Origin of the sequence: Aureimonas phyllosphaerae (assembly GCF_047943035.1) — a bacterium.
Taxonomy (GTDB): Bacteria; Pseudomonadota; Alphaproteobacteria; order Rhizobiales; family Rhizobiaceae; genus Aureimonas; species Aureimonas phyllosphaerae.
The window spans coordinates 951,576-974,193 of record NZ_CP181348.1 but is presented as its reverse complement, the minus strand read 5'-3'; the positions used below and the strand labels follow the sequence as shown (position 1 = coordinate 974,193).

General features: G+C 69.9%; 19 protein-coding genes. 6 read left to right on the top strand and 13 right to left on the bottom strand.

The features are described 5' to 3' along the window. Positions 1-260: 260 nt before the first annotated feature. Positions 261-1,433 (bottom strand): acetyl-CoA acetyltransferase, encoded by a 1,173-nt coding sequence (locus tag ACLNGM_RS04450; protein ID WP_416357364.1) that lies wholly within the window; start codon positions 1,431-1,433, stop codon positions 261-263. A gap of 208 nt (positions 1,434-1,641) precedes the next feature. Here ACLNGM_RS04450 and ACLNGM_RS04445 point away from each other — a divergent pair, with 208 nt between their 5' ends. Beyond that, entirely contained in the window at positions 1,642-1,881 is a 240-nt protein-coding gene (locus tag ACLNGM_RS04445; RefSeq protein ID WP_416357363.1) for a hypothetical protein, read from the top strand. A gap of 10 nt (positions 1,882-1,891) precedes the next feature. On the opposite strand, the gene choV is transcribed toward ACLNGM_RS04445, so the two are convergent. The 3 genes from choV to ACLNGM_RS04430 all read right to left on the bottom strand — a co-directional run bounded on the left by choV (position 1,892) and on the right by ACLNGM_RS04430 (position 4,985). Then, positions 1,892-3,088: a choline ABC transporter ATP-binding protein gene (choV, locus tag ACLNGM_RS04440; protein WP_416357362.1), complete on the bottom strand. Its 1,197-nt coding sequence runs from the start codon at positions 3,086-3,088 to the stop codon at positions 1,892-1,894. Further along, the gene (choW, locus tag ACLNGM_RS04435; protein WP_090963417.1) at positions 3,085-3,945 is read right to left on the bottom strand and encodes a choline ABC transporter permease subunit; all 861 of its coding nucleotides are present in this window, start codon (positions 3,943-3,945) and stop codon (positions 3,085-3,087) included. Before choW ends, choV begins: the two co-directional genes overlap by 4 nt. A 92-nt stretch (positions 3,946-4,037) precedes the next feature. Further along, on the bottom strand, positions 4,038-4,985 hold the full coding sequence (locus ACLNGM_RS04430) for a choline ABC transporter substrate-binding protein (protein WP_416357361.1): 948 nt from the start codon (positions 4,983-4,985) through the stop codon (positions 4,038-4,040). A gap of 362 nt (positions 4,986-5,347) precedes the next feature. Here ACLNGM_RS04430 and betB point away from each other — a divergent pair, with 362 nt between their 5' ends. After that, complete coding sequence (betB, locus tag ACLNGM_RS04425; protein WP_416357360.1) at positions 5,348-7,459, top strand: betaine-aldehyde dehydrogenase; 2,112 nt, start codon at positions 5,348-5,350, stop codon at positions 7,457-7,459. Between the two features lie 16 nt (positions 7,460-7,475). Beyond that, positions 7,476-9,146, top strand: a complete 1,671-nt coding sequence (gene betA, locus ACLNGM_RS04420; protein WP_416357359.1) for a choline dehydrogenase — start codon at positions 7,476-7,478, stop codon at positions 9,144-9,146. A gap of 6 nt (positions 9,147-9,152) precedes the next feature. Here the strand turns inward: betA and ACLNGM_RS04415 are convergent, their stop codons facing one another. Together ACLNGM_RS04415 and ftrA are read right to left on the bottom strand one after the other, a co-directional pair. After that, positions 9,153-9,593 carry a DUF1810 domain-containing protein gene (locus ACLNGM_RS04415; protein ID WP_416357358.1) on the bottom strand — a complete coding sequence of 147 codons (441 nt, stop codon included), beginning with the start codon at positions 9,591-9,593 and terminating at the stop codon, positions 9,153-9,155. Between the two features lie 25 nt (positions 9,594-9,618). Next, entirely contained in the window at positions 9,619-10,662 is a 1,044-nt protein-coding gene (ftrA, locus tag ACLNGM_RS04410) for a transcriptional regulator FtrA (RefSeq protein WP_416358384.1), read from the bottom strand. 65 nt (positions 10,663-10,727) lie between these two features. Here ftrA and ACLNGM_RS04405 point away from each other — a divergent pair, with 65 nt between their 5' ends. Beyond that, positions 10,728-11,123, top strand: coding sequence for a rhodanese-like domain-containing protein (locus ACLNGM_RS04405; RefSeq protein ID WP_416357357.1), 396 nt, complete (start codon positions 10,728-10,730; stop codon positions 11,121-11,123). Positions 11,124-11,129: 6 nt separating this feature from the next. On the opposite strand, the gene ACLNGM_RS04400 is transcribed toward ACLNGM_RS04405, so the two are convergent. From ACLNGM_RS04400 to ACLNGM_RS04380, 5 genes are all read right to left on the bottom strand, one after another. Further along, positions 11,130-12,194 (bottom strand): dipeptidase, encoded by a 1,065-nt coding sequence (locus tag ACLNGM_RS04400; protein ID WP_416357356.1) that lies wholly within the window; start codon positions 12,192-12,194, stop codon positions 11,130-11,132. Between the two features lie 126 nt (positions 12,195-12,320). Continuing rightward, positions 12,321-13,088, bottom strand: coding sequence for an SDR family oxidoreductase (locus tag ACLNGM_RS04395; protein ID WP_416357355.1), 768 nt, complete (start codon positions 13,086-13,088; stop codon positions 12,321-12,323). Between the two features lie 109 nt (positions 13,089-13,197). Next, positions 13,198-14,718, bottom strand: a complete 1,521-nt coding sequence (locus tag ACLNGM_RS04390) for an argininosuccinate lyase (RefSeq protein ID WP_416357354.1) — start codon at positions 14,716-14,718, stop codon at positions 13,198-13,200. A gap of 97 nt (positions 14,719-14,815) precedes the next feature. Next, positions 14,816-17,224, bottom strand: coding sequence for a penicillin acylase family protein (locus ACLNGM_RS04385; protein WP_416357353.1), 2,409 nt, complete (start codon positions 17,222-17,224; stop codon positions 14,816-14,818). Positions 17,225-17,324: 100 nt separating this feature from the next. After that, positions 17,325-18,368, bottom strand: a complete 1,044-nt coding sequence (locus ACLNGM_RS04380) for a tartrate dehydrogenase (protein ID WP_416357352.1) — start codon at positions 18,366-18,368, stop codon at positions 17,325-17,327. 139 nt (positions 18,369-18,507) lie between these two features. Here ACLNGM_RS04380 and ACLNGM_RS04375 point away from each other — a divergent pair, with 139 nt between their 5' ends. Beyond that, positions 18,508-19,386: an aldose 1-epimerase family protein gene (locus ACLNGM_RS04375; protein WP_416357351.1), complete on the top strand. Its 879-nt coding sequence runs from the start codon at positions 18,508-18,510 to the stop codon at positions 19,384-19,386. A gap of 15 nt (positions 19,387-19,401) precedes the next feature. On the opposite strand, the gene ACLNGM_RS04370 is transcribed toward ACLNGM_RS04375, so the two are convergent. Both ACLNGM_RS04370 and ACLNGM_RS04365 read right to left on the bottom strand, forming a co-directional pair. Continuing rightward, positions 19,402-20,727, bottom strand: coding sequence for a PQQ-dependent sugar dehydrogenase (locus tag ACLNGM_RS04370; protein WP_416357350.1), 1,326 nt, complete (start codon positions 20,725-20,727; stop codon positions 19,402-19,404). Then, positions 20,724-21,161 (bottom strand): DUF2231 domain-containing protein, encoded by a 438-nt coding sequence (locus ACLNGM_RS04365; protein WP_416357349.1) that lies wholly within the window; start codon positions 21,159-21,161, stop codon positions 20,724-20,726. Before ACLNGM_RS04365 ends, ACLNGM_RS04370 begins: the two co-directional genes overlap by 4 nt. 509 nt (positions 21,162-21,670) lie before the next feature. On the opposite strand from ACLNGM_RS04365, the gene ACLNGM_RS04360 reads away from it, so the two are divergent. Further along, entirely contained in the window at positions 21,671-22,507 is an 837-nt protein-coding gene (locus ACLNGM_RS04360) for a lytic transglycosylase domain-containing protein (RefSeq protein WP_416357348.1), read from the top strand. Positions 22,508-22,618 lie beyond the last annotated feature (111 nt).

The following is a 22,618-nucleotide window of genomic DNA, read 5'->3' as shown; positions in this document are numbered from 1 at the left end:
GGCACCTGCTCGCGAAGGGACGGGAGCCAGCAGGCGCTTCTCGTGAAGACGCTTCCGATTTACGCCCACCCACATGAACGGCAGATGAACCGGTTCGACGGACTTCGAACCATCGGCCGCTGCGGAGCCGACGCGTCGAGGACGGCGGCACGGACAAAATAGCCCTGGCCGGCTCCAAGCCCCGAGACAGCGGCTTGGAGGTGCGGGCAAGGCCCGATCGCCTCACCCTCGCCGTTCGATCTGCCGCTAGGGATCGGTGGTCAGCGCACCCGCTCGAGGATCGAGACGTAGCTTGCGACCGCCGCCCCGCCCATGTTGAAGACGCCGGCGCGGGCGGCGTTCGCGACCTGCATATCGCCCGCCTCGCCGCAGAGCTGCATGGCCGCCATCACATGCATCGAGACGCCCGTCGCGCCGATCGGGTGCCCCTTGGACTTGAGGCCCCCGGACGGGTTCACCGGCAGACGCCCGCCCTTGCTCGTGGTTCCCTCGCGCACCACGCGCCAGCCCTCGCCGGGCCCCGCGAGCCCCATCGCCTCGTATTCGATCAGCTCGGCGATGGTGAAGCAGTCGTGCGTCTCGACGAAATCGAGGTCGTCCAGCGACAGGCCGGAGGCGTCGAGCGCCTGCGCCCAGGCCCGCCGCGGCCCGTCGAACGCCGTCGGATCGCGGCGCGACATGGCGAGGATGTCGTTGGTGTGGACGCGGGCGCGAAATCCCACCGCCCGCTGCAGATCGGCGGCGACGTCGGGATGGGCGATGACCAGCGCCGCCGCGCCGTCCGAGATCAGCGAGCAGTCGGTGCGCCGCAGCGGGGCCGCGACATAGGGGTTCTTGTCCGACACCGTGTTGCAGAACTCGACCGAGACGTCCTTCCGCATATGGGCATAGGGGTTGAGAAGCCCGTTGGCGTGGTTCTTTGCCGCGATCATCGCAAGCTCCTCCGACCGGTCGCCGTAGCGCTGGAAATAGCTGCTTGCGATGCGCCCGAAGAGACCGGCAAAGCCGCCCTCGACGTCGGCCTCCTCCTCGCGGAACGAGGCGGAGAGGAGAATGTCGCCGGCCCGTGCGGTCGGCACGCCCGTCATCTTCTCGGCACCGACGACGAGCGCGACGCGGCCCCGGCCGGACGCGATGAAGTCCATCGCGGCATAGAGGGCGGCCGAACCGGTGGCGCAGGCGTTCTCGGTGCGCATGGCGGGCGTGCGCGACAATGCCTCGGTGCCCATGCCGACGAGCGCGGCCTGGAAGTCCTGGCTTGAGAAGCCGTTGTTGAAGACACCGACGAACAGGGCGTCGACGTCCTCCGGCGGCAATCCGGCATGGTTCAGCGCCGGCAGGGCGACCTCGGCCATGAGGTCGCGCGTGTCGCGGGCGTCGTCCCGCCTGCCGAATTGCGAATGGGCCCAGCCGACGATCTGCGGCTCGATCATGATACGGTCTCCTCCCATGCCGGCGGGCGAAGCCGCCCGCTGGTACGGGCAAGCTTACCCCCGATCGGGGCCGGCACCAGCGGGAAAACGCCGCGACCGCCGCGACCCTCGCATTCCGGCCGCAGCGAAAAATCGTCCGGGCGAACCCGCCCCCTGCGAACGTTTCGCGCGCCAGCGTCTTTATCGGTCGACCAGACGGGAGACAGCGATGGACATTTCGGACGACGAACGCGAGTTCCTGCGCGGCATGCGCGCCCTGACGATCGACGACGACGGGCACGAAGTCTTCGTCGGCCTGAATGCCGCGGAAAGCGAGGAATTCTGGGCGCTCACCCGGCGCAACGAGACGGGCGAGGACATGAACGCCGTGCCGCGCTTCAAGGAATTGCGCGACCGGCACGAGGCGGCGCGCCAGGAGATCGTCGAGGGCCGCGCCAGCCTCGACTGACCGGAGCCGGTCAGGCCGGGGCGGCGCGCTGCAGGAGACCGCGATAGATCTCGTCGTCGCCGCACAGGCCCGCCAGCCGCCCCAACTCGTCGACGAGAAGGATCGGGTGGTTGGTCTGGCGCTTCAGCGCGATCGCGGCGCGCAGCTTCAGGTCGGCCGGCGCCACGATCACGTCGCAGGGGCGGTCGACCCGGCCCTCCAGCGCGTCGGCGTGGCCGAGCGTGCCGGCGCCCGCGCCGATCCGCACGCCTGCCGGCCGGTCGGCGGCGTCGAGCTCGAGGCGGATCGCGCCGTCCCGGTCGAGCAGCACCGTGTCGCCGTCGCGCCGCAGCGTGCCGGCCGGGCGCATCAGCGCCGAGCCGCGCAGGACGTTGAGCGGGTTCATGTGCTGCACGAATTCGGCGACGTAGGGCGTCGCGGGCGACAGGAGGATGTCCTCCGCGCTTCCCTGCTGCACGATGCGCGCGTCCTGCATGATGGCGATGCGGTTGCCGAGCTTCATCGCCTCGTCGAGATCGTGGCTGACGAAGAGGATCGTCTTGCGGATCCGCTTCTGCAGTTCCAGGAGCTCGTCCTGCAGCTTGGTGCGGATCAGCGGGTCGAGCGCCGAGAAGGGCTCGTCCATCAGGAGGATGTCGGCGTCGGTCGCAAACGCCCGCGCAAGACCGACGCGCTGCTGCATGCCGCCCGACAGCTCGTGCGCATACTTGTCGGCCCACTGCGTGAGGCCGACCATGGCGAGCTTCTCGTCCACGATGCGCCGGCGCTCAGTGGCGGGCATGCCCTGAAGCTCCAGCCCGAGGCCGGCATTCTCGCGCACCGTGCGCCAGGGCAGGAGCGCGAACTGCTGGAACACCATGGAAACGGTGCGCGTGCGCAGGTCCCGCAACGTCGCCTCATCGCAGGTCCCGACATCGACCGGCCGGCCGCGATGGCTGACGATCGTGCGCCCGCGCGACATGGTGTTGAGGCGGTTGACGGCGCGCAGGATCGTCGACTTGCCGGAGCCCGACAGGCCCATCAGGACGCAGATCTCGCCCGGCTGGATGGTGAGATTGACGCCGGCCGCGCCGAGGACGGCGCCGGTCGCCTTGAGGATCTCGTCACGCGTCGCGCCCTTGTCGAGCATGGCGATGGCCTGTCCGCCCCGATCGCCGAAGACGATGTCGACGTCGCGGAACTCGATCGCGGGAAGCGTGTCGCTCATGCCCGTGCTCCCCTGGCGGCGCGGCGCGCCGGCGCCTTGCAGATGCGGTCGAGGAGGATCGCGAGGATGACGATGCAGAGCCCTGCCTCGAAGCCCATGGCGATATTGACCGTGTTGAGGGCGCGCACCACCGGCTTGCCGAGACCGTCGGCGCCGACGAGCGCGGCGATCACCACCATCGACAGGCTCAGCATGATGCACTGGGTGATGCCGGCCATGATGGTGGGCAGCGCATAGGGCAGCTCGACCTTGAACAGGAGCTGTCGCTTGGTGGCCCCGAAGGCGCTCGCCGCCTCGCGCAAGGCGCCCGGCACGGTGGTGAAGCCGAGATGCGTCAGGCGGATGGGCGCGGGGATCGCGAAGATCACGGTCGAGATGAGGCCCGGCACCACGCCGAGGCCGAACAGCACCAGCGTCGGGATGAGGTAGACGAAGGTGGGGATCGTCTGCATCAGGTCCAGAAGCGGGCGCATCGCCTGGTAAAGCCAGGGCCGGTGTGCCGCCGCGATGCCGATCGGCACCCCGACGATGACGCAGACAAGCGTCGCGCAGAAGACGAGCGACAGCGTCTGGATCATTTCGGCCCAGTAGCCAAGGTTGACGATCAGAAGCAGCGAGAGGACGGCGAAGGCGGCGAGCGCAAGCGACCGGTGCAGGACATAGGCGCCCACCGCGACCAACGCGATGAACAGAAGCGGCGGGATCGCCTCAAGCCCGGCGGTCAGCCCGCCGATCAGGAACTCGAGGCTGACCGAGATCGCGTCGAACACCCCTTGCGCATTGGTGGTGAGCGCGTCGACGAAGGCGCGCAGCCAGGCCCCGAGCGGTATCTTGTGGTCGACGAGCCATTGCGTCATGCGGCCTCGAAGTTCGCGCGAGAAGGATGGGACGAGAGGCGGGAGGCGGGCGATCGACCCGCCGCCCGTGTCTTTCAGGGGTTCGGCGCCCCTCAGCCGCCGAGCGCTTGACTGAGCGCCGACTCGGGCGGCTGGCCGTCGAAGGTAGTGACGCCGGCCAGCCACGGCTTCCAGGCGTCCGGATGGGCGGCGAGCCACGCCTTGGCGGCCTTTTCCGGCGCCTCGCCCCCGTCGAGGATCGCGCCCATGATCTCGTTCTCCATCGGCAGCGAGAAGACGAGGTTGGCGAAGAGCTTGCCGAGGTTCGGGCAGTCGGTCGACAAGCCCTTGCGCGTCAGCGTGTAGATCGTCGCCCCGCCGTAGTTCGGCCCGAACACGTCGTCGCCGCCCGCAAGATAGGACAGCTGGAAGTTGGCGTTCATCGGATGCGGCTCCCATCCGAGGAAGACGATCGGCTTCTTCGAGCGCGTCTCGCGCGCGACCTGGGCCAGCATGCCCTGCTCGGAGGACTCGACGAGCTCGAAGCCCTTGAGGCCGAACTGGTCCTTGTCGATCATGCCCTGGATCAGGCGGTTGCCGTCGTTGCCGGGCTCGATGCCGTAGAGCTTGCCGTCGAGCTGGTCGCGGAACTTGGCAATGTCGCCGAAGGATTTCAGCCCCGCATCGAAGAGGTAGGTCGGCACGGCGAGCGTGTATTTCGCGCCCTCGAGGTTGGCGCGGATGATCTCGATTGAGCCCTCCGCTCGGTAGGGCGCGAGGTCGGCCTCCATGGTCGGCATCCAGTTGCCGAGGAAGACGTCGATGTCGCGATTCTTCAGCGAGGCGAAGGTGACGGGAAGGGCGAGGACGTCGGTGCGGGGCTGGTAGCCGAGCCCCTCGAGGACCGCGGAGGCGGCGGCGGTGGTCGCGGTGATGTCGGTCCAGCCGACATCGGCAAAGCGCACCGCGCGGCACGAGGCCGGGTCGGCGGCTTGGGCCGCTGTCGCCCCGAGGAGAAGAGCCGTCAGCCCGGTCAGAACGAGGGAACGCGATGACGCCATTGAGGTCTTCTCCTGATGTGACGGGCCGATGCCCCGACGCCGGTGATAGCAGATGGACCGACCTGCGGACCATTGCATCAATCGAACGACCTCGTGAATTGAGGACAGGCTTTCCGCAGCTGTCAAGCGCGAGTTGAACAGTCGTTCAATTCTTTTTAGAGCGCTTATGACTTCTGTCGAAACGAGAGGCAGACTGCCCTTTTCCTGATCTCTCATGTCCAACGATTGAAGACCACGAGGCGCAGGCCAGCATCCACCATGCAGCGCGATACGGGGATCAAGGGATTGCATTCCACCGGTTTTCGTTCGATTGAATGAGTGATCAATCCTGCCGTCCGATGCTTGCGCCGGAGACCCCCCGCATGACCCGCCTTTCCATCGCCCTCCGCTCCGGCTCCGAGGACCAGCGGCGCCGGCAGCTGATCGAGGCGACGATCGAGGCGCTGGCCGATGTCGGCTTCGCCGCCGCCAGCCTGTCGGAGATCGCGGGCCGCGCCGGCGTCGCGCCCTCCCTCGTCTCGCATTACTTCGGCGACAAGGACGGGCTTCTCGAAGCGACGCTGCGTCACCTCGCCTCGCGCGTCTCGGACGGCACGCGCTGGCGGCTGAAGCGCGCCGAGACGCCGCGCGAGCGCATCCAGAGCGTGATCGACGCCAATCTCGCGCCCGAGGAGTTCGACGGACGCACGGGCTCCGTGTGGCTCGCCTTCTGGGGCCAGGTCCTCCATTCCGCACGGCTGAAGCGCGTGCAGCGCGTCTACCAGCAGCGCATGCTCTCGAACCTGCGCCACGACTTGAAGGCGCTGGTGGCGGCCGACGATGCCGCGCGCATCGCGGTGGCGATCGCCGCCGTGATCGACGGCCTGTGGCTGCGCTCCTCCCTGTCGGACGCCGGCGAGACGGACAGCGTGCTCGCCCGGACCATCGCCACGAGCTTCACCGACGCGCAGATCGCCGAGGCGCGGCCGCCGCACGCCGGAGGGCAGCCGAAGGCGCTGGCGCGCGCCGCCGACGCCCCGGTGCTGACGAGCCATGTCGCCGGCGCCTATCTCCCCTGGCACGAGGGCACCGAGACCTTCGCGACCGTCAATCCCGCGACCGGCGAGACGATCGCCGAGATCGCGATGGCCGGCGAGGCCGAGGTGGAGGCGACGGTCAGGGCGGCCCGCGAGGCGCAGCGCACGTGGGGCGCGATGACCGGGGCCGAGCGCGGCCGCATCCTCAACCGCGTCGCCATGCGGCTTCGCGAGCGCAACGAGGAGCTGGCGCTTCTCGAAACCCGCGACACCGGCAAGCCGATCCAGGAGACGATCGCCGTCGACGTCCTGTCGGGCGCCGACTGCATCGAGTATTTCGCCGGGCTCGCCGCCGGCATCGCGGGCGAGCATGTCGATCTCGGGCCCGCCGCCTTCGGCTATGTCCGGCGCGAGCCGCTGGGGCTCGTCGCCGGCATCGGCGCCTGGAACTATCCGCTGCAGATCGCCTGCTGGAAGGCCGCCCCGGCGCTCGCCGCCGGCAACGCGTTCATCTTCAAGCCGGCCGAGCTGACGCCGCTGACCGCCCTGAAGCTCGCCGAGGTGATGACCGAGTGCGGCGTGCCGCCCGGTGTCTTCAACGTCCTGCAAGGCGACGGGCGCACCGGGCGCCTCCTGTCGCGCCATCCCGGCATCGCCAAGATCTCGCTGACCGGCGAGGTCGGCACCGGCAAGAAGGTGATGGCGGACGCCGCCACCACCCTGAAGCAGGTGACGCTGGAACTCGGCGGCAAGTCGCCGCTGATCGTCTTCCCCGACGCCGATCTCGACGACGCAGTGGGCGGGGCGATGCTCGCCAACTTCTATTCCGCCGGCGAGGTCTGCTCCAACGGGACGCGCGTCTTCGTGCACGAGGACGTGCGCGAGGCCTTCCTCGAGAAGCTGGAGCGTCGCACCCGCGCCATGGTGGTCGGCGACCCCGCCGATCCCGCGACGCAGGTCGGCGCGCTGATCTCGCAGACGCACATGAACAAGGTCCTCTCCTATATCGAGGAGGGCCGCCGCGGCGGCGCACAGCTCCTGTGCGGCGGCAACCGGGTGACGGCCGGCGCGCTCGGCCGGGGCTACTTCGTCGAGCCGACGATCTTCGACGGGTGCCGCGACGACATGACGATCGTGCGGGAGGAAATCTTCGGCCCGGTGATGACCGTCCTCCCGTTCCGGAGCGAGGACGAGGTGGTGGCGCGCGCCAACGACACGCGCTTCGGGCTGGCCGCCGGCGTCTTCACGCGCGACCTCGCGCGCGCCCACCGCGTCGTCGCCCGGCTCGAGGCCGGCACGACCTGGATCAACACCTACAACATCACGCCGATCGAGCTGCCCTTCGGCGGTGCCAAGGAATCGGGCCTGGGGCGCGAGAACGGGCGCGCCGCGCTCCTCGCGCATACGCATGCGAAGAGCGTCTACGTCAATCTCGGCCGCGTCGACGCGCCCTACTGATCCGGAGCGAGGGGCGATGGAGATCGAACACTTCGACTACGTGATCGTCGGTGCCGGCTCGGCCGGCTGCGTCCTCGCGAACCGGCTGACCGAGGACGGGCGCAGCACCGTCCTCGTCCTCGAGTTCGGCGGGTCGGACCGCTCGGTGCTGATCCAGATGCCGAGCGCGCTGTCGATCCCGATGAACATGCGGAAGTACAACTGGGGCTACGAATCCGAGCCGGAACCCCATCTCAACGGCCGCCGGATGAACTGCCCGCGCGGCAAGGTGCTCGGCGGCTCGTCCTCGATCAACGGCATGGTCTACGTGCGCGGCGCGCCGGCCGATTTCGACCGCTGGGAAAACCAGGGCGCGACCGGCTGGAGCTACCCGGACGTCCTTCCCTATTTCCGCCGTGCCGAGAACCGGCGCGCGGGCGGCGACCCCTACCGCGGCGGCGAGGGCGCGCTTCACACGACCTACGGCACGCTCGCCAACCCGCTCTACGACGCGTTCGTGCGGGCGGCGGGCGAGGCCGGCCATGCGATGAACGAGGACATCAACGGCGCGACGCAGGAAGGCTTCGGCCGGATGGACATGACCGTCCACAACGGCCGCCGCTGGTCCACCGCCAACGCCTATCTCAAGCCCGCGCTCGGGCGGCCGAACCTCAAGGTCGTCACCCACGCGCTCGTCGAGCGCGTCCTCTTCGACGGGCGCACGGCGTCCGGCGTCGCCTTCCGCGTCGGCGGCACCGCGCGCCAGGCGCTGGCACGCCGCGAGGTCATCCTTGCCGCCGGGTCGATCAACAGTCCAAAGCTCCTGAAGCTCTCCGGCGTCGGGCCCGGCCACGAGCTGAAGAGTTACGGCATCGCGGTCGTCGCCGACCGGCGCGGCGTCGGCGAGAACCTGCAGGACCACCTCGAATTCTACTTCCAGGTCGCCTGCCGCGAGCCGATCACGCTGTTCTCCGCCATGTCTCCCTTCGCCAGGGGTTCGATCGGGGCGCGCTGGCTCTTCACCAAGCGGGGCCTTGGGGCGACCAACCATTTCGAGAGCTGCGGCTTCATCCGCTCGCGCCCCGATGTCGAGCATGCCGACATCCAATACCACTTCCTGCCGCTCGCCGTGACCTATGACGGCCGAGGCCTCGCCTCCGAGCACGGGTTCCAGGCCCATGTCGGACCGATGCGGTCGAAATCGCGAGGGCACGTGCGCCTCGCCTCCGCCGACCCGACGGCGGCGCCCCGCATCCTCTTCAACTACATGAGCCATCCCGACGACTGGGCGGAGATGCGCGCCTGCGTGCGCCTGACGCGCGAGATCTTCGCGCAACCCTCGTTCGACCGCTATCGCGGGCGCGAGATCCAGCCGGGCGAGTCCGTCCAGAGCGACGAGGAGATCGACCGGTTCGTCACCGAGCATGTCGAGAGCGCCTACCACCCTTCCTGCACCTGCCGGATGGGCGCGAGCGACGATCCGCTGGCGGTGGTGGACCCCGAGACGCGGGTGATCGGCATCGATCGGCTGCGCGTCGTCGATTCCTCGATCATGCCCTCGATCACCACCGGCAACCTCAACGCGCCGACGATCATGATCGCGGAGAAAGCCTCCGACATCATCCGCGGGCGCGAGGCGCTGCCGCGCGCCGACGTGCCCTACGAGCGCGTCGCCTACCTGCCGATGCCGGCGCAGGCCGCGCTCTGACAGGCCTCAGCCGGGACCGGCCCCGCCGTCGAGGATGGCAATCGTCGCCGGGTCCTCGCGGCCTGCGAAGAACCCGGCCAGGGCCTCGGTGAAGGCCGCCTCGCCGCCCGACGCACGGGCGAACAGCGTCATGCTGGAATGGAACTTCATGTCGTCGGGCGGACCGAAGACGTCCAGAGCCGAGCGGCCGTGGTGCCGGTTCGCAAGGTCCGTCAAACGCCGGAGGCGGGCCCCGAGAACCGGATGGGCGAGGAACGCCTCCGCCTCGGCGAGCGATCGGATGGCATAGTGCCGGGCGGTCGGGCTGCGGCCAAGGCCCGCGATCTGCGGGAATATGAACCACATCCAGTGGCTGCGCTTCCGCCCGTCGCGCAACTCGCTCTCGACCGTTTCGACCACGGGCGCCTGCGCATCCAGAAACCGCTGGAGGTTGTGAGGGTCGTCCATCTCGTGTCTCCCGGCGTCGTCTGGTTCAACGCGAAAGGCGTAGCTGCGGCTCCAACCCCGCCTTCTCATTGCGTGACGCCGGCAAAGCACCGGTGCCGAACTGCGCCTGGTAGGCCTTCGGGCTGATGCCGACGCGCCTCGCGAAATGGTGGCGCATCGTGTCCGCGGTGCCGAAGCCGGTGGCCGCCGCGATCTCGTCCAGCCCGTGCTGTCGCGCGACGAGGAGATGCTTGGCCGCTTCCACCCGCTCGCCCGCCAGCCATTCGCCGGGCGGCATGCCCACGGCCTCCTGGAAGCGCCGCGCGAAGGTGCGAAGGCTCATGCGGCAGGCATCGGCCATACGCTCGACCGTCCAGGGATGGGCGAGGTCGGCGCGCACCGCGTCGAGAAGCGGCGCGACGGCGCCCGAGCGCGGCACGGGGACCGGCCGCTCGAGGAACTGCGCCTGACCGCCGCCGCGATGAGCCGGCATCACCAGCCGACGCGCCACCGAGTTGGCGGCGGCATCGACGAAGTCCTCGCGCACGATTGCGATCAGGAGGTCGATGCCCGCCGCGCTGCCCGCCGAGGTGTGGATGCGCCCGTGCGAGCGGTAGAGCGAGGCGTCGTCCACCGCGATGCTGGGATGAAGCGCACGCAGGGCCTCCGCGTAGCGCCAGTGGGTGGTTGCCGTCCCACCGTCGAGAAGGCCCGTGGCGGCCAGCACGAAGGCGCCCGAACAGATCGAGACGAGCCGCGCGCCCCGCTCGTGCGCCGCCCGCAGCCGCTCGGCCAAGGCATCCGGCACCGCGACCCCTGCCCCCTTCCAGCCCGGCACGACGACGATGTCGGCCGCGTCCACGAGGTCGATCCCGTGATCCGGCTGGAGCGCGAAGCCGCCATGGGCGCGCAGCGGCCCCGCCTCCACCGCCGCGCTCGCGAAGCGATACCACCCCTCCCCCATCTCGGGACGTGGCAGCCCGAAGACTTCGGCGACGATGCCGAACTCGAAGGTGCAGAGACCATCGTAGAGGAGTGCGACGACGAGGGGGCCAGCGGTGTTTGGCATGATCTGCCCGTACTCTGTCATCCCTGCCAATGGCAAGCGCCGGCGGCTTGCGGCGATATGGCGGCATTCCGCTGAAGGAGGTTTCCATGCCGTCCAACGTCACCGCCGTTTCCGCCGCCCCGAGCACGCTGGCGCGCGAGCACTTCGCAGCCGCCTTCCGCTTCGAGACCGACTGCTGGGACGTCCACGACGCCCTGTCGCGCGGGCCCGACTTCGTGCTTCTCGACGTGCGGGGTCCCGCCCAGTTCGAGGCCGGGCACGTGCCGGGCGCGATCCATCTGCCGCATGGCAAGATCGTCCGCTCGCGGCTGGAGGCCTATCCGCCGGACACGCTCTTCGTCACCTACTGCGCCGGTCCCCATTGCAACGGGGCGGCGCGCGGGGCGTTGCGGCTCGCCGAACTCGGCCGCCCGGTGAAGATCATGGCGGGCGGCATCACCAGCTGGATCGACGAGGGCTTTGCCCTCGCGACCGGGGCATAGGGACGCTCAGGCGCCCCAGGTCCGCCGCAGCACCGACAGCCAGTTGCGCCAGGCGATGCGCTCGACGAGTTCGCGCCCGTAGCCCGCCGCCATCATCGCGTCCAGGAGGCGCGGGAGGCCGGCGGCCGATCCGACCGCGCTCGGGATCGTCGCCCCGTCGAAGTCGGAACCGAGCGCCACGCCCTCCTCGCCGAGATGCCGGAGGAGATGGTCGAGGTGGCGCAGCATCGGGTCGAGGCCGATCGTCTCGTCCATGCCGCCGTCGCCGAGAAACGCGGTCGCAAAGTTCAGGCCGACCAGTCCGCCCGTCTCGCGGATCACGCCGAGCTGTCGGTCGGTGAGATTGCGGCTGTGCGGCGTCACCGCGTGGGCGTTGCAATGGGTGGCGACCAGCGGCGCGTCCGAGAGGGCGGCCACGTCGTCGAAACCCTTTTCGTTGAGATGGGAGCAATCGACGAGGATGCGCAGCGCGTTGCAGCGCTCGACCAGTCGCCGGCCGGCCTCCGACAGGCCCGGGCCGGTATCCGGGGATGACGGAAAGCGCATCGGCACGCCGTCGCCGAAGACGTTCGGCCGGCTCCACAAGGGGCCGACCGAGCGCAGGCCGGCGGCATGGAGCACGTCGAGCATGTCGAGGTCCGCATCGATCGCCTCCGCGCCCTCGATATGGAGGACGGCGGCGAAGCTGCCGCGCCCCATCGCCGCCTCGATCTCGCCGGCCGTCCGGCAGACGGCGAAGCGCCCGCCGGACGTGCGCTCGAGGCGCAGGAGGATCGCGATCATCCGCAGCGTCGTCTCGCGCGCGTCGGCAAGGCTCGGCGTTTCGGGAAAGGGCAGCGCATAAGGGGGCACGCGCATCGCATCCGACAGCGAGGCGTCCATGTGCGAGGGCGGGAACACGGCAAAGAGGCCGCCGACGAGCCCACCTTCGGCCGCCAGCGCCATGTCGATGTGGCCGCCGGCACCCCCGTCGAAGAAGCGTCGCTCGGCCTCGCCGGTCGCGTCCTCCATCAGGCGGAGCAGCGTGTCGTTGTGGCCGTCGAAGACGGGAATGCGGGAGGTGTCTGGCAAGGCGGCAGTCCTCGAAGAGGGGGTGCGGCCCGAGGGAAAATCGCTCCCGCCCCGGCCGCCGTCGCCCCCTCGTATCACCGCTTGGGTCCATGCGCACGCGGCACCGGGCGTCGGCCGAGCAGCGCCTCAGAGCGTCGCCAGCACGCCCCCGTCGACATAGACGATCTGCCCGTTGACGAAGCTCGCCGCATCGGACGCGAGGAAGATGCAGGCGCCCTGCAATTCCTCGACCTTGCCCCAGCGCCCGGTCGGCGTGCGCACCTGCAGCCACTCGGTGAACTTCGGATCGTCCACCAGCGCCTGGTTCAGCGGCGTCTCGAAATAGCCGGGGCCGATCGCGTTGACCTGCAGCCCGTGACGGGCCCAGTCGGTGCACATGCCCTTGGTGAGGTTCAGCACCGCGCCCTTGGTCGCGGTGTAGGGGGCGATCGAATAGCGCGCAGCCTGCGCCTGGAGGCTCGCGATGTTGACGATCTTGCCGCGCCCGCGCCCGATCATGTGGCGGGCAACGGCTTGGCCGACGAAGAACACCGAATCGACGTTGGCCCGCATGATCAGGTCCCACGTTTCGGCCGGATAGTCCTCGAGCGGCGCGCGGCGCTGGATGCCGGCATTGTTGACGAGGATGTCGATCGCGCCGATCTCGGCCTCGATGCGATCGACGCCGGCCTTCACGGCCGCATGGTCGGTCACGTCGAAGACGGCCGTCTCCACCGCGATCCCCTCCCCGCGCAGCCGCTCGGCCGCGGCATCGAGCTTGCCCCCGTCGCGCCCGTTCAGCACCACGCGTGCGCCGGCCCGCCCGAGCCCTTCGGCGAGCGACAGGCCGATACCCTGGCCGGAGCCCGTAACGAGGGCCGTGCGGCCCGTGAGATCGAAAAGCTTCAACGACATGCCAGTCTCCCGAATGCGACGGCCGGCATGATACCGGTTTCGCGGCCCTCGCGAAGGCGGGAGACGGGCGGCCGGGCGGCGCGCTCCGCCATCCGTCCGTGTCGCCGGGTCACTGCGGCGACAGGGACGCGAAATCCTTGTCGAGCCGCGCCAGCGCCGCGTCGATATGGGCGCGGCGTTCGCCGATCCAGGCGCCTTGCGCGTCGAGGCTCTTCCGGGCGGCGACGATCATCCGCTCGAGTTCGGCCGGCTGCGGGCCGCCGCTCGTGGCTCGGTTGCGCACGATCGCCGCTGGGTCGAGAGCGGCGCGAAATTCGGCCTCCGTCATCGGCAGCGCCTGCGGGAAGGCCGTGCCCTTCACCGTCTCTGCGTAGATGCGCTGCGCGTCCGCGAACGGGAAGTCGAGCGGCTTGATGCCGTTCGCCCGCGCATAGGTCACGATCTCCGAGGCGACGTGATGGCCTTCGCGGAACGGCAGCCCGTGGTCGCGCATCAGGATGTCGGCGATCTCCTGCGAGGCCGTCCAGTCGCCGTTCAGCTCCTCCAGCGCCCGCTCCGGGCGGATCACGAGACCCTTCAACACCTTGTCGAGGCCGGCCAGCGTCTCGACGCCCGCCGCCACCACGGCGGCGTTCGCCTCGACGTCCTTCGGGTCGTTCATGCCGGGCGTGATGTTGTGGGCCTGAAGGATCGGTCCGAGCGCCAGCGCGATCGCGGCGGAGGCGTCGCTGCGGGTCGAGTTGAGGAGGCCGGGATTGCGCTTCTGCGGCATGGCGGAGGACACATAGGTGTTGCCGCCGCCCTCCTCGAGCAGGATCCAGGGCCGCGTCTGCGCATATTGCGTCATCACGTCCTCGATGAAGTGCCCGGTGTGGAGGGCGATCGAGGTGACGATCGACCCGGCCTCCACCGGATGCTCCATCGAGGAGATCTGCGAGGCGTCGTAGGCATTGTCGACGATGCCGGCAAAGCCGAGATAGCCGGCCATCCGGTCGCGATCGAGCGGCCAGCCGGTGCCGTTCAGCACAGTGGTGCCCATCGCCGAGCGGTCGACGCGCGCATAGGCCTCGCGGATGCGCTCGGCGTCGCGCCCGAAGCCGGCGGCGTGTCCCAGGAGATAGTGCGCATAGCTGTTCGGCTGGGCCGCCACGCCGTTGGTATAGTTCGGCACGATCGTCTCGCGATGCCGGTCGGCGAGGTCGACCAGCGTGCGCGTCGTCGCCTCGAGCTGCCCGGCGAGCGACAGGAGATCGTCGCGCAGGATCGCGGCCCGGTAGGTCGCGTGCATGTCCTGGCTGGAGCGGCCGGCATGCAGCAGCGTCACCTCGACACCGCCTGCCTTGATCAGGAGCGGCTCGAAGCTGATCACGGTCGAGGGGCGCTTGGCGCCGGGCTGGGAACCGTCGGCCAGCACCCTGGTGATCGCGGCGGCGATCGCCGGCACCTTGTCCTTGGGAAGCAGTCCGGCCTCGCTGTTGATGACGGCAGTCGCCTTGTTCATCTCGCCGAGCCAGAAGAACTCGTCGCGCCCGGCATCATCGGCTTGCGCGAAACCGGGCACGAGGGCGACGAGGCCGAGGGCAATCCCGAAACGCGCGAGCCCCGCGGCCCGGAGGGGAATGGCGGTCATGGCAGCTTTCCTTTGTGTCTGCGGGACGCCGGAGCGCCCCGGCCTTCGCCGTCATGGGAAGGGGCAAGGCGGGCGGCCGAAGCCGCCCCCTCGCGCCTCAGGGTGTGAGCTTCAGCACCTCGGCTGCGCTGGTCTCGACCGCCCCGCGCGAATACAGGAGCGGCACATAGGCGCCGGCCGCCCAGAGCGGCGCGAGGTCGCGGTAGTGCGGGCTCATCGGGTCGCCCGACTGACCCGGCGTGTTGATGGTCCGGCTGGCGTCCCAGTTGCCGACGTCGAGCACCATGCGGAACGAGGCGCCCGCGCGCACGCCGAAGTCCGGCCCGTAGCTCGTGGCGCGCGGGGTCGAGGCGGAGCCGCCGATCGCCAGCGGCCCGACGCTCATCTGCGCCTTGTCGCTGGCCGACAGAAGCGGCGCGACGTCGGGGACGAACAGCGCCCGATGGATCGCACCCCAGCGCCAGTCGGAGGGATCGTCGCCCATCAAGTCCTTCGCCTTGGCGACCGCCGTGGTGAGCGCCGCGGACAGGATGCGCTCGCGCGCCCCACGCGGGTCGGTGCCGAGCCGGTCGTCCGGCGCTTCCAGAAGATCGAGCACCGCGCCGATGTCGCCGTCGTCCACGATGGCGCGCGCGGGCTCGGGCACCGCGAGCTTGACGGTCTCGCGCCCGAGCGGCCCGGCCACCATGATCTCGGCGACCGCGGCCGCCGCGCTGTCCGCCCGCACCTCTCCGTCCCAGTTGCGCAGGCCGTCGAAGGCTTGCCGCTCCAAGGCATCGGCCGGCGCGGGCTGTCCGGCGAAGAGCTTGGCGATGCGCCGTCCGACCATGCTGCCGTCGTCGTTCTGGAGCCGCATGGCATCGTTCAGCGACACGTGGTCGTCGGCCGACAGGACCTCGGCGATACGCTGGTAGCGCGAGGGATTGGCCCATTCGAAGCCGATCGGCTTCTCGGCAGCGGGATGGTCCGCCGGCAGGTTCATCTGGTTGGCGGTCGCGAACCAGCCGTCGGCGGGATTATAGACGGAGGGCAGGTCAGAGCGCGTGAAGAAACCCCATTCGTAGCGCCCGTCGCCCGGCACTGGCAGGAGCCCGTCCCAGTTGGTGCGCCGGGGCGTCATGCCGGCCGCGATCCAGCCGATATTGCCGCCGGTATCGGCATAGACCTGATTTTCGGACGGGGTCGCGAACCGGTCCATCGCCGCCTTGAACTCGTCCCAGTTGCGGGCGGTCATGTAGTCCGAGGAGCCGAAATAGGCGGAGGTGCCAGGCTCCAGCCAGACCGTGCGCAGCGCGAAGGCGCGGTTCTTGGCCGGATCGCTGCGGAGCACCGCGCCGTGCCGGGTGTAGCGCAGCTCGACCTCCTGCGGTGCGCCGCCCTTCACGGAGACCGTCTCGCGCTCCACCCGCATGTCCTCCCATCCGTCACCGTAGCGGTACTGGTTCGGATTGTCGGGATTCGTCTCGTAGACGTAGAGGTCCTCCTGGTCGATCGCGAAGATCGTGAGGCCGAAGGCGATGGTGCCGTTGTGGCCGATCGAGATGCCCGGCAGCGATGGCTCGCCCGCGCCGATCACCGACAGGCCCGGCGCGTTGAGATGGACGATGTAGCGCAGCGAGGGAACGCCGTGCGCCCGGTGCGGATCGTTGGCAAGGATCGGGCGCCCGGTCTCGGTGCGCTCCGGCGCGACGACCCAGTTGTTGGAGCCGATCGTGTCGCGCTTCCCGCGCGAGGCCGCCAGGAACGAGCGCGCGTCGAGCGCGGCGTCGCGCTGCGTCTCGGGCGAGAAGCTCACGCCCTTGGTCGCGAGCTCGTAGTCCTTGAGAACGTCCTCCGGCACGAGGCAGGGGTCCAGCCCGTCCGGCACCTTCGTCGTCCAGGCCGGCTCGAGCTTGGCGCGCAGGGCATCGGCCCGCAGCCCGGCAAGGCAGGCGACGCGCGCCCGCTCGACCTCCGAGGTCGCGTTGCGCGTCAGCCCGTGGCTGCGGATGCGCACGACATCTTCGGGCGACCAGCGCTCCGGTCGGCTGTTGCTCGCCCTGAACTGGATCGGCAGCTCGAGCGTGCCGTCCGCGACTCGGTCGACATAGGCGTTGATGCCTTCGACGAAGGCCTGCGTGTAACCCTTGGCCTTGGGGCCGTAGGCGGCCCACTCCTTGTCCATGTCGCCCCGGAACAGGAACAGGCGGGCCGCACGGTCCTGCTCGACATAGGCAGGGCCAAAGCTCTCCGACAGCCGACCGAGACCGCGCTTGCGCCAGAGGTCGATCTGCCAGAGGCGGTCGCGCGCCGCGTTGTAGCCCTGCAGGAAGAAGGCGTCGCGCTCGTTGGCGGCGTAGATGTGGGGAATGCCCCAGAAGTCGACGACGATCTCGGCCGGGCGCTCGAGACCCGGTACGCGACGCGTCTCGGTCTCGACCGAACCGGCCATTTCGGCGTGGGCGAGCGGCGCGAACGCGCTCACGGTTCCCAGCAGCAGCGCCGCTGTGATGATGCGCTTGGTCATGATCGGCACCTCCCAATGCCGATCGCAAGTCTAGCCGCCCGTCACGATGATAAGCAAATCATAGGAATTTGACGGGCGGCCGACCGCCGCGCGAACGCTTTCAGCCGAGCGCGTCGAGGACGGCGCTTGCGATCGTGTCGGTCCGGTCCTGGCCGGGCCGCGTGCCGATGCCCCGCGCCGTCGCCGCCTCCACCGCCCGCATGACGTCGGCCGCGGCGTCGCGCTCGCCGAGATGCTCCAGCATCATCGCCCCCGACCAGATGGTCGCGATCGGATTGGCGATGCCGAGATGCGCGATGTCAGGGGCAGAGCCGTGCACCGGCTCGAACATCGAGGGCGCCGTGCGGTCGGGGGTGATGTTGGCCGAGGCCGCGAAGCCGAGCCCGCCCTGGATGGCGGCGCCAAGGTCGGTCAGGATGTCGCCGAAGAGGTTGGAGGCCACCACAACGTCGAGCGTGTCCGGCGCCATCACCATGCGCGCCGCCATCGCGTCGATGTGGTAGGGCGTGACGGCCACATCCGGATACTCGGCCGCGATCGTTTGCGTCATCTCGTCCCAGAACACCATCGTGTGCTTCTGGGCGTTGGACTTCGTCACCGAGGCGAGCTTGCCGCGGCGCGCTCGCGCCTGTTCGAAGCCGAAGCGCAGGATGCGCTCGACGCCGACGCGCGTGAACACGGCCGTCTCGACCGCCACCTCGTCGGGGGTGCCGACATGCACCCGGCCGCCCGCGCCCGAATACTCGCCTTCGGTATTCTCGCGGATGCAGAGGATGTCGAACCCTGCCTTGCGCAACGGTCCCTCGACGCCCGGCAGAAGGCGGTGCGGGCGGATGTTGGCGTATTGCCGGAAGGCCTTGCGGATCGGAAGGAGCAACCCGTGCAGCGAGACGGCGTCGGGCACGGCCGCGGGCCAGCCGACGGCGCCCAAGAGGATCGCGTCGAACGGGCGGAGCGTCTCGATGCCGTCCGCCGGCATCATCGCGCCGGTCTCTCGGTAGAAGTCGCAGGACCAGGGAAAGCGCGTCGCCGAAAGCTGGAAGCCGTGACGCGCGCCCGCGCGCTCCAGCACCGCCCACGCCGCATCCACCACGGGCACGCCGATGCCGTCGCCGGGAATAAGGGCGATCTTGTAGGTCGTCATGGGCGTCCTCGTTGCGAACGGTCGGCGGGGGTTCCTTCCTAGCCGCAGATCGCAGCCTTTGCGAAGCGGGAAAACCGCCCCTGTCACGGCAGCGCCCGATATCGTAAGCCGGGGCGCATCACGAGGAGAGCCGTCCGCCATGAGCGACCCGATCATCATCCGCACCGACACGCTGACGGTCGCCGTCGATCCTCTCGGCGCGGAACTCTCGAGCATCCGCGGACGCGACGGGGTGGAGCTTCTCTGGCAGGGCGGCACCGCCTGGACGCGCCGGGCACCGGTCCTGTTTCCGATCGTCGGTCGCCTCACCGGCGACACGCTGCGCCACGAGGGCCAAGCCTACACGATGACGCAGCACGGCTTCGCGCGCGACCGCGCGTTCCGCGTGGTGGAGACGACCTCCGCGCGCGTCGTGATGCGCCTTTCCGACGACGTGGCGAGCCGCGCGATCTACCCGTTTCCTTTTGCGCTCGAACTCGTCCACGCGGTCGAGGGTTCGACGCTGACCGTCGTCGCACGCGTCGAGAACCCCGGCCCCGGCGCTCTGCCCTTCGGGCTCGGCGCCCATCCCGGCTTCCGCTGGCCGCTGGTGGACGATGTCGCGAAGGAGGACCATGTCGTCGAGTTCGACGCCGACGAGCCCCCCGAGGCGCTGTCGGTGGTCGGCGGGCTTCTCGGCCCCCCGCGCCCGATCCCGCTCGATGGGCGGACCCTGCCTCTGTCCGAAACGCTGTTTGCCGACGATGCGCTGGTTCTGCCGGATGTCAGGAGCCGCTCCGTGCGCTTCGTCGCGCGCCGACCGGACGGGAGCGAAGCGCGGGCGCTGGCCTTTTCGTGGGAGGGCTACCCCGACCTCGGCATCTGGTCGAAGCCGACCGGCGCACCGTTCCTGTGCATCGAGCCGTGGCTGTCGATGGCGAGCCCCGTCGGCTGGGACGGGGAGTTCGCTGAAAAGCCGGGCGTCGTGAACCTTGCGCCCGGCGAAAGCCGGACCATGACGTGGCGCGTCACGGTCTGACGAGGTTTTGGCAGCCTACCGCGCCGGCGTGAGCGACGCCTGCGCGGGTTCGGACTGCGAGACGCGCCAGATCGTGTTGGACAGGTCGTCCGCGATCAGGAGCACGCGCTTTCCCGGATCGAAGGCGACACCGACGGGCCGTCCGCGCGCCTGTCCGTCCGCGGTCAGGAAGCCGGTGGCGAAATCCACCGGCTCGCCGGCCGGGCGACCGCCCTCGAAGGGCACGAAGGCGACCTTGTAGCCGGACAGGTCCTCGCGGTTCCAGCTGCCGTGCTCGCCGATGAAGGCACCTTGCGCGAACGGGCCGCCGAAGCCGCCGTCGCGGGCGAAGGAGAGCCCGAGCGCGGCGACATGCGAGCCGAGCGCGTAGTCCGGGGCGATCGCCGTCCCCACGAGGTCGGGCCGCTGCGGCTCGACGCGCGGATCGAGGTTCTTGCCCCAGTAGCTGTAGGGCCAGCCGTAGAAGGCGCCGTCCTTCACCGAGGTGAGGTAGTCCGGCACGAGCTGGGGCCCGAGCTCGTCGCGCTCGTTGACCACCGCCCAGAGCGCGTTGCTCGTCGGCTCGATCGCGAGCGCGGTCGGGTTGCGGATGCCGCGTGCGATGGTGCGCGCGGCGCCGGTCTCGCGGTCGATCTCCCAGACCACCGCGCGCTCCTCCTCGACCGTCATCCCCCGCTCGCCGACATTGCTGTTCGAGCCGATGCCGACATAGAGCTTCGAACCATCGGCGCTCGCCGCGAGCGATTTCGTCCAGTGATGGTTGATGGCGGAGGGGAGCTTCGTCACCTGCTCGCCCGGCGCGGTGATCTCGGTCTGCCCCTCTTGGTAGGGGAAGCGCGTCAGCGCGCCCTGCTCGGCGACGTAGAGGAACCCGTCGACCAGGGCGAGCCCGTAGGGCGCGTCGAGATTGTCAATGAGGACGGTGCGGACCTCGGGCTGGCCGTTGTTGTCGGCGTCGCGCAGGAGGGTGATGCGGTTGCCGCCGCTGCCGCTCGAATTGCCGCGCTTCTTGATGACGCCGGCGATGACGTCCTTCGGGCGCAGCGCCGGCGCATGGCCGCCGCGCCCTTCGGCCACCAGCACGTCGCCGTTCGGCAGCACCAGCATCTGGCGGGGGATCGACAGGTCGCTCGCGAAGGCCGCGATCGTGAAGCCCTGCGGCACCGTCGGCACCTCGCCGTTCCAGCCGATGGGCGTTGCGATGTTCATCGGCGGCACCAGCGTCTGGCGCACCGCCGGCAGGTCGGGTTGCGCGCCGGTCTGGTTCAGCGCGGGGTCGCTGCCCTCGCACCCGGAAAGGGCGAGCGTGGCGAGAAGGGCGGTCCAGAGAGCCTTGGTCATCGCACGATCTCCACCGCCTGCGTCCGGGAAAAGAACATCCAGCCGGCGACGAGCGCCAGAAGGGTCGACACGGCGGACAGCGCGAGACCGATGGTCCCGACCGAGCTCCATCCGTCCTGCGCGTGATGGAAGGCGTTGACGAGGCCGACCGCGAACAGGGCGGCCAGCACCAGAAGGTAGACGAGGCGCCGGACGCCGCCCGGCCGGCGGATATGCCGCAGCCAGCCGGCGAGCGCGAAGAGGACCGTCAGTCCCGTGAAGACCAGCGCCCCGGCGATCGCCCAGCTGGCGAAGTTCGTCCACTGGATCTCGGCGCTGCCGAGATAGGCAGCGTCCGCGGCCAGCGCCGTCGAGAACAGGGCGACGGGAAAGCTCAGGAAAATCCCGTGCAGCCCGCTCGCGGCGGAGCTGGGCGGATGGGTGAGGGTCGACATGGGGCCTGGTACTCCTTCAACGCGCGCCCGGCACCAACCGGCCCTTCGCGAGGAGGAGCCAGGCAACGGCATCTTCGGATCGTGTCGGCCGCGTGGATGGAAAGGTATTGCTCGAAGCCGGTTTGCACAGGTCGAAGGATCGATACCCGGGTGCCGATCGCGGTCGAAGCTGCTCGCATCAACGTATGGGATACCCTGTTCGTCGCTGACGCATCCCGGTCCGTGCGGTACGCGTCACCCTGCGCCGCCTTTTTTTCGCACAAGCCCATCGCGAACTCGAAACGCGCCCGATCGCAACGGTTCCCTCTTCTTCCTTCATCCTCGTCGCGCGTACCATCCTCGTCCGGACAGAGCGCCGGACGAGCCATCGCCCCCGCAGATTCGCCGCAACATGTCGTGGGAGACCTGCCTTCGACGGCAACTGGCCGGCTTGAGGGATGGGTGTGTCGGTTAAGGTCGAGCGGCTATAGTCCCGGCCGCCGGAGGCGTCCGGCCGGAGGGATCATCGCTTGCGCCCATCGACCATCCTCGTCGCCGCGACGCTCATGGCGGCAAGCCTGACGGCCGGCACGGCGCGCGCCGAGGAGTCCTCGCGCGCCGTGATCTGCGCGGTGATCGACCGCGCCGCCGCGACCCACTCGCTGCCCGCCTCGTTCCTGACCCGGCTGATCTGGCGCGAGAGCAGCTTCCGGCCGAAGGCGGTCAGCCGTGTCGGCGCCAGGGGCATCGCCCAGTTCATGCCGGCCACCGCCAGCGAGCGGGGCCTCACCGATCCGTTCGACCCGGAGGCCGCGATCCCCGCATCCGCCTCCTATCTGTCGGAACTGCGCGGCAGCTTCGGCAGCCTCGATCTCGCGGCGGCCGCCTACAACGCCGGCCCGGGGCGGATCGCGCGCTGGCGGAGCGGCGAAGCGAGCCTGCCCGACGAGACCCGCGCCCATGTGCGCTTCGTCACGGGCGCCAACCTGACGGCCGACGCGCGGGACGGGGATGCCGGGCGGCACGCCGACACCGGCGCCAACTGCCTCGCGACGCTCGCCGCGATCCAGGCGTCGAACCCGCGCGAGACGCGCAGCGCGCTGGCGGAAGCGATCGCGCCCTGGGGCGTCCAGCTCGTCGCCGGGCCGAACAAGGCGCGCGCGCTCGACGACTACCGCGCGCTGCAGGGCCGGGTCGGCGCGCTCCTCACCGGACACCAGCCGACCGTGATCACGACGCGGCTCGGCGGGCGCGGGGCAAGATCCTACTATCGCATCCGCGTCGCCTTCGACGACCGCGCCTCCGCCGACCGCCTGTGCCGGCGCATGCGCTCGGGCGGCGAGGCGTGCCTGACGGTGCGCAACTGAGGCGACGGGCGGCGACAGATCGCCATCCGCGGCCACAACCTCCGGTCCTTCGATAGACAGGTTGTTAACCACACATCAATGTTACCCCGGCAAGATGCAACCCCGACGCGG

Coding starts and splice junctions, on each gene's coding strand:
- ftrA (WP_416358384.1), bottom strand. CDS start 10,662: ATGACAGAGTACGGGCAGATCATGCCAAACACCGCTGGCCCCCTCGTC.
- choV (WP_416357362.1), bottom strand. CDS start 3,088: ATGAGCGACACGCTTCCCGCGATCGAGTTCCGCGACGTCGACATCGTC.
- ACLNGM_RS04430 (WP_416357361.1), bottom strand. CDS start 4,985: ATGGCGTCATCGCGTTCCCTCGTTCTGACCGGGCTGACGGCTCTTCTC.
- ACLNGM_RS04365 (WP_416357349.1), bottom strand. CDS start 21,161: ATGTCGACCCTCACCCATCCGCCCAGCTCCGCCGCGAGCGGGCTGCAC.
- ACLNGM_RS04405 (WP_416357357.1), top strand. CDS start 10,728: ATGCCGTCCAACGTCACCGCCGTTTCCGCCGCCCCGAGCACGCTGGCG.
- betB (WP_416357360.1), top strand. CDS start 5,348: ATGACCCGCCTTTCCATCGCCCTCCGCTCCGGCTCCGAGGACCAGCGG.
- ACLNGM_RS04395 (WP_416357355.1), bottom strand. CDS start 13,088: ATGTCGTTGAAGCTTTTCGATCTCACGGGCCGCACGGCCCTCGTTACG.
- ACLNGM_RS04380 (WP_416357352.1), bottom strand. CDS start 18,368: ATGACGACCTACAAGATCGCCCTTATTCCCGGCGACGGCATCGGCGTG.
- ACLNGM_RS04390 (WP_416357354.1), bottom strand. CDS start 14,718: ATGACCGCCATTCCCCTCCGGGCCGCGGGGCTCGCGCGTTTCGGGATT.
- ACLNGM_RS04370 (WP_416357350.1), bottom strand. CDS start 20,727: ATGACCAAGGCTCTCTGGACCGCCCTTCTCGCCACGCTCGCCCTTTCC.
- betA (WP_416357359.1), top strand. CDS start 7,476: ATGGAGATCGAACACTTCGACTACGTGATCGTCGGTGCCGGCTCGGCC.
- ACLNGM_RS04445 (WP_416357363.1), top strand. CDS start 1,642: ATGGACATTTCGGACGACGAACGCGAGTTCCTGCGCGGCATGCGCGCC.
- ACLNGM_RS04385 (WP_416357353.1), bottom strand. CDS start 17,224: ATGACCAAGCGCATCATCACAGCGGCGCTGCTGCTGGGAACCGTGAGC.
- choW (WP_090963417.1), bottom strand. CDS start 3,945: ATGACGCAATGGCTCGTCGACCACAAGATACCGCTCGGGGCCTGGCTG.
- ACLNGM_RS04450 (WP_416357364.1), bottom strand. CDS start 1,433: ATGATCGAGCCGCAGATCGTCGGCTGGGCCCATTCGCAATTCGGCAGG.
- ACLNGM_RS04415 (WP_416357358.1), bottom strand. CDS start 9,593: ATGGACGACCCTCACAACCTCCAGCGGTTTCTGGATGCGCAGGCGCCC.
- ACLNGM_RS04375 (WP_416357351.1), top strand. CDS start 18,508: ATGAGCGACCCGATCATCATCCGCACCGACACGCTGACGGTCGCCGTC.